Origin of the sequence: Pseudomonas sp. GM78 (genome assembly GCF_000282475.1) — a bacterium.
GTDB lineage: Bacteria > Pseudomonadota > Gammaproteobacteria > Pseudomonadales > Pseudomonadaceae > Aquipseudomonas.
Genome location: NZ_AKJF01000082.1, coordinates 1 through 15675, shown reverse-complemented (window position 1 = coordinate 15675; position 15675 = coordinate 1). Strand labels below are relative to the sequence as shown.

15 protein-coding genes and 2 pseudogenes are annotated in these 15675 nt (G+C 56.1%); 4 read left to right on the top strand and 13 right to left on the bottom strand.

Features of this window, described 5'->3' with window-relative positions; translation table 11 throughout:
• Window positions 1–2 precede the first annotated feature (2 nt).
• Window positions 3–1515, top strand: a pseudogene (locus PMI35_RS17850) (MFS transporter).
• Window positions 1516–1560: 45 nt separating this feature from the next.
• A complete protein-coding gene (locus PMI35_RS17855) occupies window positions 1561–2679 on the top strand; it encodes an FAD-dependent monooxygenase (RefSeq protein ID WP_008059034.1) in 1119 nt (372 codons plus the stop codon).
• A gap of 63 nt (window positions 2680–2742) precedes the next feature.
• On the opposite strand, the gene PMI35_RS17860 is transcribed toward PMI35_RS17855, so the two are convergent.
• From PMI35_RS17860 to PMI35_RS17885, 6 genes are all read right to left on the bottom strand, one after another.
• A complete protein-coding gene (locus PMI35_RS17860; RefSeq protein ID WP_008059031.1) occupies window positions 2743–3348 on the bottom strand; it encodes an isochorismatase family protein in 606 nt (201 codons plus the stop codon).
• A 25-nt stretch (window positions 3349–3373) separates the two neighbouring features.
• The gene (locus PMI35_RS17865; RefSeq protein WP_008059029.1) at window positions 3374–4108 is read right to left on the bottom strand and encodes a pirin family protein; all 735 of its coding nucleotides are present in this window, start codon (window positions 4106–4108) and stop codon (window positions 3374–3376) included.
• An 83-nt stretch (window positions 4109–4191) separates the two neighbouring features.
• Window positions 4192–5136 (bottom strand): alpha/beta fold hydrolase, encoded by a 945-nt coding sequence (locus PMI35_RS17870; protein WP_008059027.1) that lies wholly within the window; start codon window positions 5134–5136, stop codon window positions 4192–4194.
• A 168-nt stretch (window positions 5137–5304) separates the two neighbouring features.
• Window positions 5305–6252 (bottom strand): SphA family protein, encoded by a 948-nt coding sequence (locus PMI35_RS17875; RefSeq protein ID WP_008059025.1) that lies wholly within the window; start codon window positions 6250–6252, stop codon window positions 5305–5307.
• Window positions 6253–6447: 195 nt separating this feature from the next.
• On the bottom strand, window positions 6448–7212 hold the full coding sequence (locus tag PMI35_RS17880; protein WP_202949500.1) for an SDR family oxidoreductase: 765 nt from the start codon (window positions 7210–7212) through the stop codon (window positions 6448–6450).
• A gap of 253 nt (window positions 7213–7465) precedes the next feature.
• On the bottom strand, window positions 7466–8362 hold the full coding sequence (locus PMI35_RS17885) for a LysR family transcriptional regulator (protein ID WP_008059019.1): 897 nt from the start codon (window positions 8360–8362) through the stop codon (window positions 7466–7468).
• Window positions 8363–8470: 108 nt separating this feature from the next.
• Here PMI35_RS17885 and PMI35_RS17890 point away from each other — a divergent pair, with 108 nt between their 5' ends.
• Window positions 8471–9832: an MFS transporter gene (locus PMI35_RS17890; protein ID WP_008059017.1), complete on the top strand. Its 1362-nt coding sequence runs from the start codon at window positions 8471–8473 to the stop codon at window positions 9830–9832.
• Here PMI35_RS17890 and PMI35_RS17895 read toward each other — a convergent pair.
• The gene (locus PMI35_RS17895) at window positions 9795–10670 is read right to left on the bottom strand and encodes a LysR family transcriptional regulator (RefSeq protein ID WP_008059015.1); all 876 of its coding nucleotides are present in this window, start codon (window positions 10668–10670) and stop codon (window positions 9795–9797) included. The genes PMI35_RS17890 and PMI35_RS17895 overlap by 38 nt on opposite strands.
• Window positions 10671–10851: 181 nt before the next feature.
• On the opposite strand from PMI35_RS17895, the gene PMI35_RS17900 reads away from it, so the two are divergent.
• Complete coding sequence (locus PMI35_RS17900) at window positions 10852–11790, top strand: LysR family transcriptional regulator (RefSeq protein ID WP_008059014.1); 939 nt, start codon at window positions 10852–10854, stop codon at window positions 11788–11790.
• Window positions 11791–11871: 81 nt separating this feature from the next.
• On the opposite strand, the gene PMI35_RS17905 is transcribed toward PMI35_RS17900, so the two are convergent.
• From PMI35_RS17905 to PMI35_RS17925, 6 genes and pseudogenes are all read right to left on the bottom strand, one after another.
• Window positions 11872–12780, bottom strand: coding sequence for a LysR family transcriptional regulator (locus PMI35_RS17905; RefSeq protein ID WP_008059012.1), 909 nt, complete (start codon window positions 12778–12780; stop codon window positions 11872–11874).
• Window positions 12781–12882: 102 nt separating this feature from the next.
• Window positions 12883–13275, bottom strand: a complete 393-nt coding sequence (locus PMI35_RS17910; RefSeq protein ID WP_008059011.1) for a nuclear transport factor 2 family protein — start codon at window positions 13273–13275, stop codon at window positions 12883–12885.
• 54 nt (window positions 13276–13329) lie between these two features.
• The gene (locus tag PMI35_RS17915) at window positions 13330–13794 is read right to left on the bottom strand and encodes an SRPBCC family protein (protein ID WP_008059010.1); all 465 of its coding nucleotides are present in this window, start codon (window positions 13792–13794) and stop codon (window positions 13330–13332) included.
• Window positions 13795–13868: 74 nt separating this feature from the next.
• Window positions 13869–14633 carry an SDR family NAD(P)-dependent oxidoreductase gene (locus PMI35_RS17920; RefSeq protein ID WP_008059004.1) on the bottom strand — a complete coding sequence of 255 codons (765 nt, stop codon included), beginning with the start codon at window positions 14631–14633 and terminating at the stop codon, window positions 13869–13871.
• Between the two features lie 98 nt (window positions 14634–14731).
• A pseudogene (locus PMI35_RS0132560) lies at window positions 14732–15173 on the bottom strand (4-hydroxy-2-oxovalerate aldolase); the annotation flags it as partial.
• Between the two features lie 158 nt (window positions 15174–15331).
• Window positions 15332–15675: aldehyde dehydrogenase family protein (locus PMI35_RS17925; protein WP_008059000.1), on the bottom strand; the 344-nt coding region annotated here is incomplete at its 5' end.

The following is a 15675-nucleotide window of genomic DNA, read 5'->3' as shown; positions in this document are numbered from 1 at the left end:
TCATGTACAGAAAACACGCTGCCTTGTTGTTCACTGTGGGTTTGCTCTGTGCGCTGGAATATTTGCAGGCGGGCATGATCGCTTTTGCCAATGCACCGATTCGCGGCGAAATCGAGGCCAGCCCTGAAGAATTCAGCCTGGTGGCCGCCCTGTATGCCTGTATCGCTGTGGTGGTGATTTCGAAACAGCATTGGTTGACTGAGCGCCTGGGCTGGCGCAATTTCATGCTCGGTTCAATCAGCGTTTTCGTGCTGGGCGCTTTCGTGTGTGGCGTGAGCAGTGAGTTGACCAGCTTCACCGTAGGTCGAGTCGTCATGGCCCTGGGTGGGGCCTCGTTCATGACGTCGGCACGCCTCATGATCAACCTGCTTCCCCCTGGACCGGGCCGGTTCACGGGAATCAAAGTTTTTGCCACCGGGCTCGCTGGCGGGACGGCGGCTGCGCCTTTTATCTCGTCGTTAGTGGTGGCCGAAAATACCTGGCATGCCATCTTCTGGATTTTGATCGTTGGCGCCCTGGTTGCAGCAGCACTTTGCGTGCGCTTTCTACCTACCAGCCCTATCCCCGAGGAGGAGCGAACCCCCTTAAGCCTGGCAAGCATTCTCTTGTTGTCAGTCAGCAGCTTCTTTCTGCTCTACATTTTGCAACGGTCCTACTACGACTTTTACAACGACACCTTCATCATCGTCGGTTGCGCACTCTTGGCAGCACTGGGGGTGTACACCTTCTTCCACGCCGAACACAACAAGACAAAGCCGTTCCTGAAGGTCAGAGACTTGATGCAGCCTCGTTACCTCCAGGGCGTGGCGCTGTTTTGCTACGCCTACGTTGTACTGGGCGCCAATAACTACATCTTGCCGTACTTCCTGCAAACAGGATTGGGCTACTCCTGGGACACCATCGGTACATTCCAGGCCATCGGACTGACCGGCACCCTGGCCACCTGGGTCATCATGGCCACTCTCCTGCCAAAGTACCCTGCCCCAAAGAAGTTCTTCATTCTGGGATTCATCTCGCTGGGTGGCTTTGGCTGGCTGCTCTCCTCCCAACGCCAATATGTGGTCGAACATTCTGCCGGCATTGATTCTCAACGGCAGCTTTGTGATGTTGGTGATGTCAACGGCCGCGATGCAGACCTTTCGGGACGTGATGCAAGAGGAGAAGCTCTTCGCGCATGCCTACCAGATCAAAAACATGATGGGGCAGATCGCCATGGCGATAGGCACCACTGTAGCCACATTGTTTCTGCAATGGCGCACCACCACGCAATACGACAACCTCAACGTGCACTTCAGCGCCAGTGACCCTCTCTATTTGGAGCAGACTCAACAGCTGGCGCAAGCACTGTCATCCGAAGTGGGCGCCACGACAGCGAATCAAATCTCGGTGGCGATGCACGCACAAATGCTGCAGCAGCAATCGACTCTGGTCGCCAGCATGGAATATTTCTGGGTCGTGATCGGCGTGGCGGTGATCGCGCTCATCATTTCAGTCACGCAGAAGACCTTTAGATGAACCGGAATACTTTCACGAATTTGATGCTATGAGTGCTTACACGTGATGAATACCACGCACCCGGAAATTATTATTGTCGGCGCATCCCTTGCCGGCCTCACGCTTGCGCTCGCTTGCGCGACCAGGGGCGTCCCCGTTCGTGTCGTTGAGCGCTCTGTCGCGCGCGTGCACGGTGGAGACAGCCTGAGTATCGATCTTGAACTGGTCGCGACGACGGTTGGCCATGATCCACGTGCTGCGCCCATCTTGCCCGTGGTCCCCGCCTATCGTGAGCTGACGACCTGGCCAGCACTTTACAACTGGCTACGAGACCGGGCTCTCGCAACACCCGGCATTGTCCTCGAAGAAGGCAAAGCTGTTATCTCAGTCGCAGACCTTGGGGATCGGGCACAACTCTCCTTTGCCGACGGAACGCAGAGGTTTGCCGCAGCGGTGATCGGTGCGGATGGATATCTCAGCATCGTTCGCCAGGCAATCACGCCAGATGCACCGTTTGCCCGCTATGCCGGTTATCTGGTGTGGCGTGGGTTGGTCGAGGAGCGAACGCTGACGCGTTCCGTTCCATGGCCGTCGGATGGTGGCCTATGGATTGAATTCGTGGGCGGATATCGTCTCGTTGCTGCGGTACTTCCAGGTCGCGACGGCTCGATGGAGCCAGGCCAGCGTCAAGTGACATTCGCATGGTTCGATGTGCATCAGGAGGCATTGCTCCGTAACACCGGTTGCCTGAGTGCCGATGGCCACATCGTGGGCACACTCAGACGCGGGACGATCGAAGAAGACGTGAGGTCTGGCTTAGTCGCCCAGGTCCCTCAGGTCTGGCCCATGATGTGGGCGGAGGCAGTGACTGTCGGTGTGCGCTCAGCGAATGTATTGAGCGGAGCCCCGATTGCCGAGTACAAGCCGCAGCGGCTGGCACGTGGCGCACTGGCCATCATCGGGGACGCTGCCCACGTCGTGTCACCGATGACCGGGCGCGGCTTTTTGACCGGAGTGGAAGATGCGGCGGTGCTGGCTCGTCTACTCGCAGAACGAAGCGCAGACGAACCCGTTGCCGCTGTGCTGGCCCGTTATGAAGCAGCACGATTACCCTTCGTCCGCGGGTTGGTCACCCATTCAAACCGGATCAGTGCCGAATATCTTCGTTATGCGGCAGCGAACTGATCTGGGAACTGTCGCGTTGCCCGAAGAGCCATGCGCTTCAGGCAGCGCGACACTATTGCAGTTTTACTGGATGCCGGCACCCAAGGCCGGAAATACATCAGTGAACAACAAGCCAATCAGTTGCTGTCCGTTAGGTGTGGACCAATCCTGCCCGATCTCTGCCATGAGCGTATTGGTGGCGGTGAGCACGACGCCGGCATCGTGCATTCGTTGACGAGCGAGCTCTTCGGAAAGGTCGCTGGGCGAACCCGAAGCATCCAGCACGGCCTGCACGGCAAAGCCTTCGAGCGCAGCATCGATGGCTGGAAAGATAAGGCAAACGTCGGTGGTCACACCGGCCATGATCAGATGCTTGCGCCCAGTGGCAAGCACCGCATCACGAAAGTCGGCGTATTCCCAGGCATTAACCACACCGGGTCGCTTGATCCGCGCCGCATGCGCTTCTGGAAGCACCTGGGCGATTTCCGGGAGAATCGGCCCCTGGGCCTGATCTTCCTGGCTAGACGTAATTACGACCGGCATGTTGAGGATCTTCGCCATCTTGGCCAGCGCAATCGACTGTTTCGCGGCAAACTCACGGTCTATGTTTTTGATCAGTTGCATAGTGCCGACCTGATGGTCGATCAGCAACAACGCGGCGTTCTCTGCAGTAAATCGTACGTCAGCCATAGTACAAATCCTCGTTTCGTTGGGTTCAAACAAAGGGGAGCGCAGGCCCGCTGAACAGAACCACGTTGGCACTGCCCTGCGGGGCTCTTAACGTGACCTCGCGCGGAGCCTCTTGTGCCGGGAACACCGGTAGCTTGAGGTCCTCGCGATTGAAGCGTTGGGACCCCACCTCCACCGTGCCCTCGATTGGCATGAGGAACATGCAGTGGCCTGCGGCAATCAGCACACTCAACTCGGCACACTCCTCCAGAGAGATGTCGAGCATCGTTACCTCGGTCGGTGGACTCAGCGGGGAGCGCATCTCACGATAGCTCCCCAACGGTACCCGTACCTTGGCACCTGGCTCCTGCATGACTGGCACGTCCTGCGCTTCGAGTATCAACGGGAACGGAGCGATGTCCCTGCGTGATGGGGCAAGGGCGACGAATATCTGCAGTCCGTGAACCGTTTTTCCGGTTTCAGCCGGGACCTCCTCGTGAGTCACACCACGGCCGGCGGTGGTCCAGTGCAGGCCGCCTGGTTGAATCACGTTCTGGGTGCCGATCGAGTCACGGTTGGCCATCCCCGTCTCGGAATCGAGAAGCAGGTAGGACAATGCCGAAATACCGGCATGGTGGTGTGGCGCAAAAGTCGGCGCGTCCATCCAGTAGTGGTCGACCCCGATGAAGGGAGAGATCAACTCTGGCTCGGTGCGCAGACCGTAACCGTGGAAATGCCCGCCGAGGTTGGCGCGATTAAGCTGGGCGATAACGACAGACATGACAGCAGCCTCTGGTACTGGTGGTGTCGTTCAATGCGCAATAATGAGTGTAGCCCCACCATCTCTCACCGAACGGCAATGGGTCATCCTGCATAGGGCGCGAAAAACGCCTTAAACGCGGCTAGCAGTGCCTCCGGGCGCTCTTCCGCCGGATAGTGACCGCAATCCGGAATGACCACGGATTCAACATCCGCAGCGATCGTGCGCAACTCGACCTCGACACCGTCGCCACAGGCAAGCGCACCCGAAAACGCCAGCACCGGTAAGGTCAGGCGAATTGCTTTGCGCGCTTGGTTCTGTGGAATCGAGCGATCGATTGCGCGGTAATAATCGAAGCTGGCCCGCAGGGCTTGTGGATCGCGCTTGAGTTGTTCGATGTAGAAGTCGACCGCGTAACGGGGTACGGCCTCTGGCGAGCCTGCTTTGGTCGCGAACTGGTGACCGAAGTAGAGCTCTTCGCGACCACTGACCAGTAGCTCGTTGATGCCCAGTGCCCGATTGAAGTTGAAATGCCAGAGAAAATCACTGAGCCAGCGGTGCTCAGGCAGCAATGGCGGAGAGTCCGAAACGCCAGGAATAAGCGCCTCGCCCAGCGCAATGCGCTCGATTCGGGCGGGTTGATCGTGTGCCATGGCATAACCGGTCCACATGCCGATGTCATGGCCGGCCATGGCGAAGGACTCATGTCCCAAGGCGTCCATCAGTCCAAACATGTCCTGGGCCAAGGTTCTTGAGTCATAACCCTCCCGGGCTTTTTCCGAGAGCCCGACGCCCCTTGGATCGACAGCGATCACGGTGAACGTGCGAGCCAGCGGCAGCATCAGGTAACGCCACACAAACCAGTTTTGCGGCCAGCCTCCAAGCAGTAGCAATGGCTTGCCCTGCCCGCCAATGACGGCGTGCAGTTTCACGCCGTTGGCATCGATCTCGTAGCTTTCGAAAACGTCAGTAAAACCGGTTGGCAGCTTGGGTACGCCGTGCACGGAGCCAAAGCCGTTCAGTGTTCTGAAGTGTTTCTTTTGCAGCATCCCAAAGCCCGCCTGATGATCTAAGAACCAGAACATAAGTGAGACACTAGGTACTGACTAGACAGGAAAATCACCAAGGACTGTTGCGTTTGCGCACCAATCACGACGCAAGAGTCCACAAGGGCCACGACTGGCGCCCCTGCTTAGCAGATGAAGCCTGTCGCCAGGCTAAAATCGCATGACTGCCTGGAGCCAGAGCCGTTCACCGCGAGCCCTGTTTTCGACAAGCGTTTCATGCTGCCACTTCATCAGTACGCCAAATTCGGGAGTTTGATATTTCACAACAGGGCCATAAGCAACGACTTGACCTCGATTGCCGTCCTCCCACACCGACTCACCGTGACGTTCATCATCGCTCACCTGCTTGTACAAATACCCACTGATTCCAACCTGCCAATTTTTGTTCAAGCTGTAGCCAAGATGGTAGTCAGCGTTAAACTCGCGCCCCGACCGGTAATCAGTCGCACGATTCTTGTCGTTTATCATGTAGAGAATCTTGGCGCTTAGCTCCACCTCGTCTATCGGGTTCGCCGTGAAGGAGTACCACGGCGAGTAGGACCACACGTTGGTTCCCACATTGAACAGCCGATCCTTGTCATACGAAGCGGTGGGTGCATAAAAATCCACACCCAGCATCTGATGGAAACGTGGTGAGCTCCAACCCAGAAACAGTGGAGTGAAGGCCAAATCGGCGAATCCTTCGTCCTTGCCACTGTTGCGGACACGTCCTTGGGGCGTTTCTGTATAAAAACTCACCTGCCCTTTTATGTAGGGCAAGGCTGCACGACTGGCCAGCGTTGCGCCCCATAAGGTGTAGTCGGAATAAACGTAGTCCAGGCATACCGCGAGTGACTGGTAACTGAGGTTGAAGTCCTCAATCCCGGCCATGCTGCGCCCATAGGCTCCCTTTAATTCAGTCGACTCGTAAGCAGAGCTGTAAAAAAAGGTGGTTAACCCTGGCGGTGGCATTCGTCCAGCCAATACGGTGTCAAGACCGAGTGGGTAAGCAGTTCCGTTGTTTTCCGTAGCGTGAATATGGGTACACGTCAGCAGCATGGCTGCCGTGCAGAGCAAAGTAGAACTGTTACTGAGTCGCAAGGTTTTTACGCGCAACATAAAGATGATCTCGTATAGATTATTATTTTGATTACGAAGATTCATGCAAATAAACATTACAAACAGAATAACTGGGATAACGCCCCACAACGACAACAGGGCCTGCCTTTAAGGGGTTATTATTTGCAAAACAATAGAGTCCCTCCATGTTTCAGGCAGGCCAAATTTAACAGTCAAGTTTGGTGTTAGGCAGACCTACCAGGCAGTGGTACCACCATCGACCCGAATATCAGTACCCGTGATGAAAGAGCTTTCATTAGAGGCCAGGAACACAGCGGTGGCCGCAACTTCTTCGGGCTTACCCAAACGCCCCAGCATCACCTTGCCCACCATCGTTTCAGCCCACTCGGGATCCTGCAGCAATGGGATTGTTTGCTTGGACTCAATCAACCCTGGGGAGATGCTGTTGGCGCGCAAGCCATGGAGCCGGCCCTCAAGCGCCAGTTGGCGAGTCATGGAAAGCACGGCTCCTTTGGCCGCGCTATGCGCGATTCCGGGGAGCATACGGTAGGTCGACCATGCCGAAACAGATGCCGTGTTTATTATGGAAGCACCCGCGGACTTGATTAACTCAGGCCAGGCTGCACGTACAAGGTTGAATACCAGATTCAGTTCCTGATCGATTGTTCGATGCCAGTCATCGTCTGATATCTGATCGATCCATCCAAAATAGGCCATCGCCGCATTATTGAATAACACATCGACGCGCCCAAATTCCGAAACAGCCAATTCGACCAGCCGTGCGCAGTTGGCTGGGTCTGTCAGGTCGCAATTGCTCAAAGAAACCATATTCCCACCCATAGACCTCACTGCATCAAGCGTCTCTTGAGCAGCTTCATGATAGATGTCACACCCCACTACTTTGGCGCCTTGTTGCGCGAACATTATCGCAGCCGCTCGTCCCATTGATCCGCCAGTACCGGTAATAATGCAAACTTTACCCTGCAGACGATTACTGATATGCATCCCATTTCTCCTGCTTGTTTTTTATAAGAACAGATGGTGCAGTAACACACCGATCCGTCGTGGCGATTAATGAGTTGCCGAACTGTAGGTAGACCACTACTTATTGACTAGGCACGGAAATCACCAAGGACTGTTGCTCTCAAGCAACAATCACGGTGAAAGGGTCCATAAGGGAGATGACAGGCAGGGTCAGAAATTCAAGAGGTGGTTTTGTTCCGGATCTGACCACAGCGGTTTTCCAGGTACGTCACCCGTTGAATACCGACATGATCAAACGCCTCAGCCAGACGCTTCTGGGGGCCTCGTGAAAACGCGCATGCCAGTACTGCTTGAGGTCGTAGCGTGGGATGTCCACAGGCGGCTCGACTATTCGTACATTCAGATTATGCGTGTACATGTTAGCAACGGTCCGTGGCAACACCACGATCAGATCAGAGCGTTCGATGATCGATGGCACACTCATGTAGTGAGAAGTCTGGAGCACGATGTTGCGATGAATACCTGCCTTGGTCAGGTGGGCTTCGAACATTTCCTGGCGACGGCTGCCATCCCGTACCTGCAGATGTTCCAGCCTGGTGAAATCCTCCAGGGACAGGCGTTCCCCCGCCAGAGGATGATCGCTGCGGATCAGGCAGACCAGGTCATGGGAGAACAACCGTTGCTGATAGATGTTGGGGGTAGTGAGGTCGGGAAAATAGCCAAGCACCGCATCGACCCGACCTTCATGCAGGTTCTCCACAAGCTCATCGGGTGCCAGGCTGACGGTTCGGATGCGTGTATTCGGCGCCGCACTACGCAGGCTCTGGAACAACGCCGGTAGAAAGACCACCTCACCCACTTCGCTCAGGCAAAAGACAAACTCCTGCTCGCTGGTAGTGGGGTCGAAGGTCGGGCCGCTGAGGATGTCCCGGTCGATTATTTCGATCACCTCGCGGGTGCGTTCAATGATGCCTTGCGCACGTGGCGTCGCCTCCATCAGGTTGCCCGAGCGAATGAACAGTGGGTCGCCCAGTGAGTGACGCAGGCGGGCCAGTGCAGCACTGGTTGCGGGCTGGCTCGTGCCTAGCCGCTTTGCCGCCGCGGTGACATTGCCGGTTTCATAAACGGCTAGCAGGACGCGGAGCAAGTTGAGATCGGTGCGCATAGGTATAACAAAACCAGATAGTTTGAATAATTAGAATTGGCTTCCTTTATTTAATGCGCTTAGCGACGATCTCGTCTACATAAAAAAATAAAAACGGAAGGTAGCCGCATGAATCCTGACAATGCCCGAATTGGCGAGATCATCGACAACGCGAAGATCTCACCGTACCAGGTCGTTATCCTTGCCCTGTGTTTCCTCATCGTCCTGGTGGATGGTTTCGATACCGCAGTCATTGGATATATCGCCCCGTCACTGCGCGAAGAATGGGGTCTGTTGCCTGCCCAGTTGTCACCGGTTTTCGGGACTGGATTGTTCGGCCTGATGGTCGGCAGCCTGATCCTGGGGCCGATCGCCGATGCCATCGGGCGCAAAAGCATTTTGCTGATTTCAGTGCTGGTGTTCGGTCTCGCCACCCTGGCCAGCGCTTATACACACTCGATCGAGTCGCTGACAATTCTGCGCTTCATCACCGGCATCGGCCTGGGGGGTGCGATGCCGGCGTGCATTGCATTGAGTGCCGAGTATTCCCCTGCCCGGCGGCGCATGATCATGGTGACTCTGAGCTGGAGTGGCTTCACGGCTGGCCTAGCCTTGGGCGGCATGCTCGCTGCGCATATGATCCCTGCATTCGGCTGGCGTTCTGTGCTGGTACTTGGCGGCGTCATGCCGCTGGCGCTACTGCCATTGTTGGCTTGGCTTATGCCTGAATCAGTTCGGTTCATGGCGTCCTCGGCCAAGCACGGCGACGCGTTGCGTCGTGTGGTGGAACGCATCACCAGAAAGAGCTGGGGCGGAGTCACGATCCTCGATGACGAACGTCCGGCCCAAGTCAAGTCGCCGATCTCGCACCTGTTCATTGATGGCCGATTGATCCGAACACTGCTGCTGTGGGTGACCTTCTTCTGCTCGCTTTTTGTTTTCTACCTGCTGACCAGTTGGCTGCCGACCCTGCTTAAAGAGGCAGGCTACGATATCGCTCACGCTTCGCGTATTGGCGCCATGGTGCCGCTGGGCGGCACCGTCGGCGCCATTCTCATGGCCCTGCTGATGGATCGTGTCGGTCCCTACCCTGTGCTGACGCTCTCGTATTCATTGACGGCTGTGGTCATTGCCGTCACAGGCTATCTGATGGGTGATCCCTATCAGCTGGCCGCTATGGTATTTCTCATCGGTTTCGGTGTCGCCGGTGCTCAGAACGGACTCAACCTGGTGTCAGCCACCCTGTACCCCACCGCCGCCCGCGTGACCGGAGTGAGTTGGGCGATGGCCGTCGGCCGGTGCGGTTCAATTGTCGGCTCAACGCTGGGCGCCTGGTTTATTTCTAGCGCGGGCACATCACAGGTCTTCTTCCATTGGTTGGCGCTTCCGGTGTTGATCGGCGCGACAGCAATCGGCTGCCTTTATAGTCTCGACCTTCGCCGGAACCAGACAATCAAGCCTGCTCAAGTTGCTCACGCAGAAACTCAATGAAGCGTTGAGTTTTTGCGGGCAAAAGACGGGTTTCAGTGAGGGCATACACCGGGATCGGATTGGCGTGCCATCGAGGCAGTACCGGTTGCAGCAAGCCAGTGCGCAGATCGTCCGCTGCAATGCCTTCAGGTAGCAGCGCTATCCCCAGATCCAGTGTCGCCAATCGCCGAAGCATTCCGACGCTATTAAGTTGAAACCGACCGCCCACCTCGATCTCTACGACTTCGCCTGAATGGGAGAGCTGCCACTGACTAGCCTTTCGCAATCGCAGGCATTCGTGGTTGACCAGCTCAGACGGATGGCTGGGCGCTCCATTGAGTTCCAGATAACGAGGCGAGGCGTACAAGCGACGAGAGAGGCTCGCGAGTTTTCGTGCAATCAGATTCGAATCTGCCGGTTCGCCCATGCGAATGACCACATCGACAGGTTCGCTTACCAGGTCGACCTGACGCGGCGTGAGGTCGAATTCAAAGCTGATGCCAGGATAGCGTCGGGCGAATTCGGCGATGAGCGGCGCCAGGTAAATATTGGCGAAATCCACGGGCAGTGATGCGCGCAAAAGACCGCTTGGATGCGCAAGCATTTCACCTAGTTGCTCGTGTGCTAGTCGCGCCTCGTCCACGATTCGCTTGCATCGGTCAAAGTACAACTGCCCCGCCTCGGTTAATTCGATTTTGCGCGTCGTGCGGTGCAACAGCCTCAAGCCAATGGCCTTTTCAAGCCCGCTGATGCGTCTCGACAAGGTCGAGTTCGGCATCGCCATCGCTTCTGCGGCCTTGCGAAAACTATGGGCTTTGACGACTTCGACGAACAGCGCCATGTCGTTCAGAAGTTCCATATTGATTGCTCCATGAGTGGATCAGTCTTTTCAATTGCAGCCAGTTTATCCCGAATCCAGTTTGATCAATGATAGCCACGTCAACCTTCGAAGCCATTGCACATGCCTCGAACTCAATCAGTACAGTGCCAGGTGCCGTTGACGGTTGCTCAACGTCCCCCCGCAGGAGAGCGTCAACTGCATGAAAGACCTTAATGACCTTTATTACTTCGTGCTGGTGGTCAAACATGGAGGATTCTCGGCAGCGGCACGGGCAACGGGCATTGAAAAAACGTTGCTCAGTCGTCATGTCGCGGATCTGGAGTTGCGAATGGGGGCCAGACTGTTACATCGCACAACGCGCCAGGTGTCACTGACCGAAGCCGGTCACCATTTCTTTACGCTGAGCCAACCCGTTGTCGAGGGAGCGCATACCGCCTATGAAAGTGTCGAGCATCTGCGACGAGAACCGGTCGGGTTGGTGCGGCTGAGTTGTCCTCAGGTCATGGCACAGAGTTATTTGGCCCCCCTGCTGCCTGAATATATGGAAAAATATCCGAAGGTCCGGCTTGAGCTGAATGCGGTAGATCGAGAGGTCGACCTCTTTGAAGAGCGCTTCGATGTGGCCTTGCGATCGCGTGCCCGAATTGAAGAAACGGCCGGATTGGTGGCAAAGGAGTTAGGGGCAACCCGGCAGATTCTGGTAGCAAGCCCACGCTTTCTCGATCGTGTCGGCCGGCCTGCCACGATCAAGGCCATTTCGGAAATTGAGACTCTTTGTCGTCCTGGTGATATCCATGACGGTGTCGGTCGCTGGCTCCTGCGCAGTTCATCTGGCGAAGAGCAACTCGTCGCACATCAACCACGTCTCATATGCGATGACCGGCGAATGCAGTTGGAGGCCGCCGTCAATGGATTGGGCGTCGCCCTGTTGCCGGAACCAATAGCAGCAGCCTCTGTGCGCGCAAGGACCCTGGAAGTCGTCATTCCCTCCTGGACCGGTGCAACGCATATCATCCATCTGCTCTACCCCAAACCGAAGGGGATGTTGCCCTCCGTGCGCAGCCTGATCGACTACCTGAGCCTCCATTTACCCCAGAGCATCCAGGAACGAAGCATCACCGTTGAGCGAGTCGCTTGAAGAAGGTGAAGGCCGCGCCGGGTAATGTTTTGAACTCGGGGAACATAACGCCTTGATGGCCGCGGTTCCCTCTCAACGCGACTATTGCCAGGCCGACTGTTGGCTGCGCAGTACCTGGCCAACCATTTCCCTCAACCACTTGTTCTGAGGGTCCCGGTGAAATCGGTCATGCCAGTAAAGATCGATCTCGAATGAGGGTATCTGCAGAGGCAGAGGGTGTATGACCAGAGGATAAAATTGCGCCAGGGTTTTACCCAGGGCAATAGGAAGCGTCCATATCATGTCGGTATCGAGCAGCAAGTGCGGACCGGACAGGAACTGAGGGGTGCGCATTTTAATGCAGTCTCTTCCGCCCGCATCGATCAGGGCACGCTCCAGTGCCTGGTGACCGCTCCCCCCGGATTCCACCAACAAATGCTCACTGGTGACAAACGCTTCAAGGCTCAAGCCGCGATGGGCCAAGGGGTGGTCTTTGCGCATGGCACAGACGTAATGCTGAGAAATAACCGGCGTACGGTGAATGTCAGTCTGAAGGGTCGGCATAAAGCCGAGCGCCAGGTCTATCCTGCCAGTGGACAGGCCATTGAGCGTCTCATCCATCCCACCCACAACGGTGTGTATCCGCGCTTGAGGTGCAACCCTGGACAATTCGCTCAAGATGGGTGGCAAACAAACGACCTCGCCAATGTCGCGCATTCTAAAGATAAATGATTTTTCACAACCTTTCGGATCAAACACCGGCATTTGGCATCCAGCCTCCCTGACCATCGCAAGGGATGCCAACAGTCGCGGCGCGATATGGACACAAAACGGTGTGGGTTCCATTCGGCGACCGACCAGCGTAAACAGCCTGTCGCCATAGTCGTTGCGTAACCGTTTTAGCGAACCGCTGACGGCTGCCTGCGTAACACCCAGATTCTGCGCCGCAATGGAAGCTGAGTGGTCTCGCCACAACGCCTCAAAGGTATAGAGCAGATTCAAATCCTTCATCACGATGCCTTGACTGATATTCGGAAACCAAAACACTGCACTTGCCAGCAAAGTTTCGTGGCTTCGACTGGCAAGTACAGCTCAACTGGCACTCATCAGTGGTTATGCAGACGCTTGGACAACATTACCCGCAGATGCGCTGCTGTACAGGGGCGAAATATCAATGTGTATTCGATAATCATTGATCAATCGGGAAGCATTGAAGTGAACAACGACACAACAAGGAACATTGATAATCGTGCCGTCATGCTGGGTGTAATAGGTATCAAAACGCATGATTGTCGTGTTGCCTTCGCTCCACACGCCTTGAAGAATGTGTTCCAGCGAGGCTATTTGAGTAAAAAATAACTCAATCGCCGCCCTGACACCCTTTTTCCCCACTACTTCCGGGGAATTGCCAAACCGAAACACGACGTCATCGGTCAGATAACTCAAAAAGCCTTCGACCGACATCCGATCGACACTTTCAAACATACCTGTCAATTCATGGTTCATTACACGCCTCATTTCTTGTTTTTGTTTTTTCATGTCTGGTCGCTGCGGTTTCTCTTATGCCGCTTTGCTGACCTTGTTACGGATGGCTTGCAGGGTGGATCGCACGGCGCTGAGGTAGGACGTCTGCATGCCGGTTGAGAACTCGACTTCCTTCTCGCTGCCCGCCGATACGCCCGGCAGGGAGAAATCGAATGAGAAGCGCAGGAACAGTTCGCCATCCTCTTCCTCGATGACGTTCTTGATCAGACCACGGGCATTACCGGAGAGGCGCACGAACTCGACTTGCTGCTCTTCAGTAAGAAGGACCATTTCCTGAAGGCGCTCACCGTGAAGCACCACTTCGCGGATAAAGGTATTGCCCTGGTCCTCAACGACATTACATTCGGTAATGGCATCAACGAACGGCACCGCATTGCGAGCCTTGCTCACCAAGCCTTCCCATACCTGGCTGCGGTTCAGGTTCACACCGCCCGACTCCTCAGGGGCATTGACTTTCAAGCGACGACTTACATTGATCATGGAGTACTCCGGGGTTTCAGGTTCAAAAGTGACCGACTCCCTGTCGAGTGTCAGGGACAGTCTGTCAGGGGGTCTCAAACGGTGAGATAACCACCGTCTACGGCCATTGCCGCTCCGGTCACAAAACTGGCGTCATCGGACAGCAGCCATAGCGCAGCCTTGGCGATTTCTTCCGGTTTTCCGAAACGACCGATAGGGTGTCGTTCGCGCAATGCAGCGAACTGTTTGGCAAAATTCGGCTCTTCACTCGCACGCACGATCATCGGCGTTTCGATGATGCCTGGCATGATTGCGTTGACCCGGATATTGAGGGTGCCGTAGTCGACGGCGGCGGCCTTGGTCAAACCGACCACCCCATGCTTGGCAGCGATATAGTCCGACGCAGCGGCAATCGCTACCGAGCCCAGAGACGAAGCGGTATTCACGATGGCGCCACCGCCACTGTTTAACATGGCGCGGATCTGGTGCTTCATGCAGTAGAAAACACCGGTCAGGTCGATGCGGATAATGCGATCCCACGCCGCAGACGAGATTTCATGCAGAGGCAAATTGCTTTGCTCGACCCCTGCATTGTTGAACGCGCCATGCAGACGGCCAAATCGGGTGACGACATCATCGACTGCTGCGGCCACAGCATCTTCGTCGGTAACGTCGCAGGGAATTGAATAAACCTTGCCGCCGGCAGCCGTGACAGCACTGGCGGTTTCTTCGATGCCTGCGGTATCGCGATCAAGCAGCACAACCCTCGCGCCCGCTTTGGCAAAAGCCAGTGCCGAAGCACGGCCAATTCCGCCCGAGGCGCCAGTGATAATGATGTTCCGGTCGTCAAGGTTGCTCATATCCACACTCTCGTTTTGTAATGCCGCTTACTGTATTTACCGGGGTAACGATCGAGAATCCCGTAAAACCACCAAAGACTGTTGCGCTGTTGCACCAATCAGCGGTGGGTCAAATCCAGCGCCACATCGACGATCATGTCCTCTTGCCCACAGACCATTTTTCGCCGACTCAACTCGACCAGGATGTCGACGGTTCGCAACCCGTAGCGCTGGGCAGCCGCTTCGGCGTGGCGAAGGAAGGTTGAGTAAACGCCGGCACAACCCAGTGCCAGCGTTTCGCGATCAACGCGCACTGGACGGTCCTGCAGGGGACGGATGATGTCATCGGCGGCATCCATCAGGGTGTACAGACCGGTGCCATGGTTCCAGCCCAGGCGCTCGGCTGCGGCGATGAACACCACCAATGGTGTGTTCCCTGCACCGGCCCCATTCCAGCAACACTGGCGTCAACGCGATCACAACCCTGACCACCGCGACGAAGGACTTGGCAACGCCCAAGCTCAGGTTGTGGTGGGCATGGATACCCGTCTTCGCTTGGGGGGCGTGGTTCAAGGATTAAGCGGAGGGAAGCAACGGCGGCAGCATGCGATGATCGACTGCCACAGCGTTCCCGGCCACAAAGAATAGGTCCGTTTGAAGCGGCGCAAAGGGACAGCGCTCTCGTGTCCTTTGCGCTTGAAACAATGCCTTTACCGAGCTTAGATGCTCAGGCAGAGGTATTTGATTTCCAGGTAATCTTCGATGCCGTACTTGGAGCCTTCACGGCCCAGGCCCGAGGCCTTGATGCCGCCGAAAGGCGCGACTTCGTTGGAGATCAAGCCGGTGTTGACGCCGACCATGCCGTATTCCAGGGCTTCTGCCACACGGAACACGCGACCCAGGTCGCGAGCATAGAAGTACGAAGCCAGGCCGAACTCGGTGTCGTTGGACATCGCGATCACGTCGGCTTCGTCTTTGAAGCGGAACAGTGGAGCCAGTGGGCCGAAAGTTTCTTCCTTGGCCACGGCAGCGTTGTTCGGAACGTTGGTCAGGATGGTCGGCT

Coding starts and splice junctions, on each gene's coding strand:
- PMI35_RS17855 (WP_008059034.1), top strand. CDS start 1,561: ATGAATACCACGCACCCGGAAATTATTATTGTCGGCGCATCCCTTGCC.
- PMI35_RS17860 (WP_008059031.1), bottom strand. CDS start 3,348: ATGGCTGACGTACGATTTACTGCAGAGAACGCCGCGTTGTTGCTGATC.
- PMI35_RS17865 (WP_008059029.1), bottom strand. CDS start 4,108: ATGTCTGTCGTTATCGCCCAGCTTAATCGCGCCAACCTCGGCGGGCAT.
- PMI35_RS17870 (WP_008059027.1), bottom strand. CDS start 5,136: ATGCTGCAAAAGAAACACTTCAGAACACTGAACGGCTTTGGCTCCGTG.
- PMI35_RS17875 (WP_008059025.1), bottom strand. CDS start 6,252: ATGTTGCGCGTAAAAACCTTGCGACTCAGTAACAGTTCTACTTTGCTC.
- PMI35_RS17885 (WP_008059019.1), bottom strand. CDS start 8,362: ATGCGCACCGATCTCAACTTGCTCCGCGTCCTGCTAGCCGTTTATGAA.
- PMI35_RS17890 (WP_008059017.1), top strand. CDS start 8,471: ATGAATCCTGACAATGCCCGAATTGGCGAGATCATCGACAACGCGAAG.
- PMI35_RS17895 (WP_008059015.1), bottom strand. CDS start 10,670: ATGGAACTTCTGAACGACATGGCGCTGTTCGTCGAAGTCGTCAAAGCC.
- PMI35_RS17900 (WP_008059014.1), top strand. CDS start 10,852: ATGAAAGACCTTAATGACCTTTATTACTTCGTGCTGGTGGTCAAACAT.
- PMI35_RS17905 (WP_008059012.1), bottom strand. CDS start 12,780: ATGAAGGATTTGAATCTGCTCTATACCTTTGAGGCGTTGTGGCGAGAC.
- PMI35_RS17910 (WP_008059011.1), bottom strand. CDS start 13,275: ATGAACCATGAATTGACAGGTATGTTTGAAAGTGTCGATCGGATGTCG.
- PMI35_RS17915 (WP_008059010.1), bottom strand. CDS start 13,794: ATGATCAATGTAAGTCGTCGCTTGAAAGTCAATGCCCCTGAGGAGTCG.
- PMI35_RS17920 (WP_008059004.1), bottom strand. CDS start 14,633: ATGAGCAACCTTGACGACCGGAACATCATTATCACTGGCGCCTCGGGC.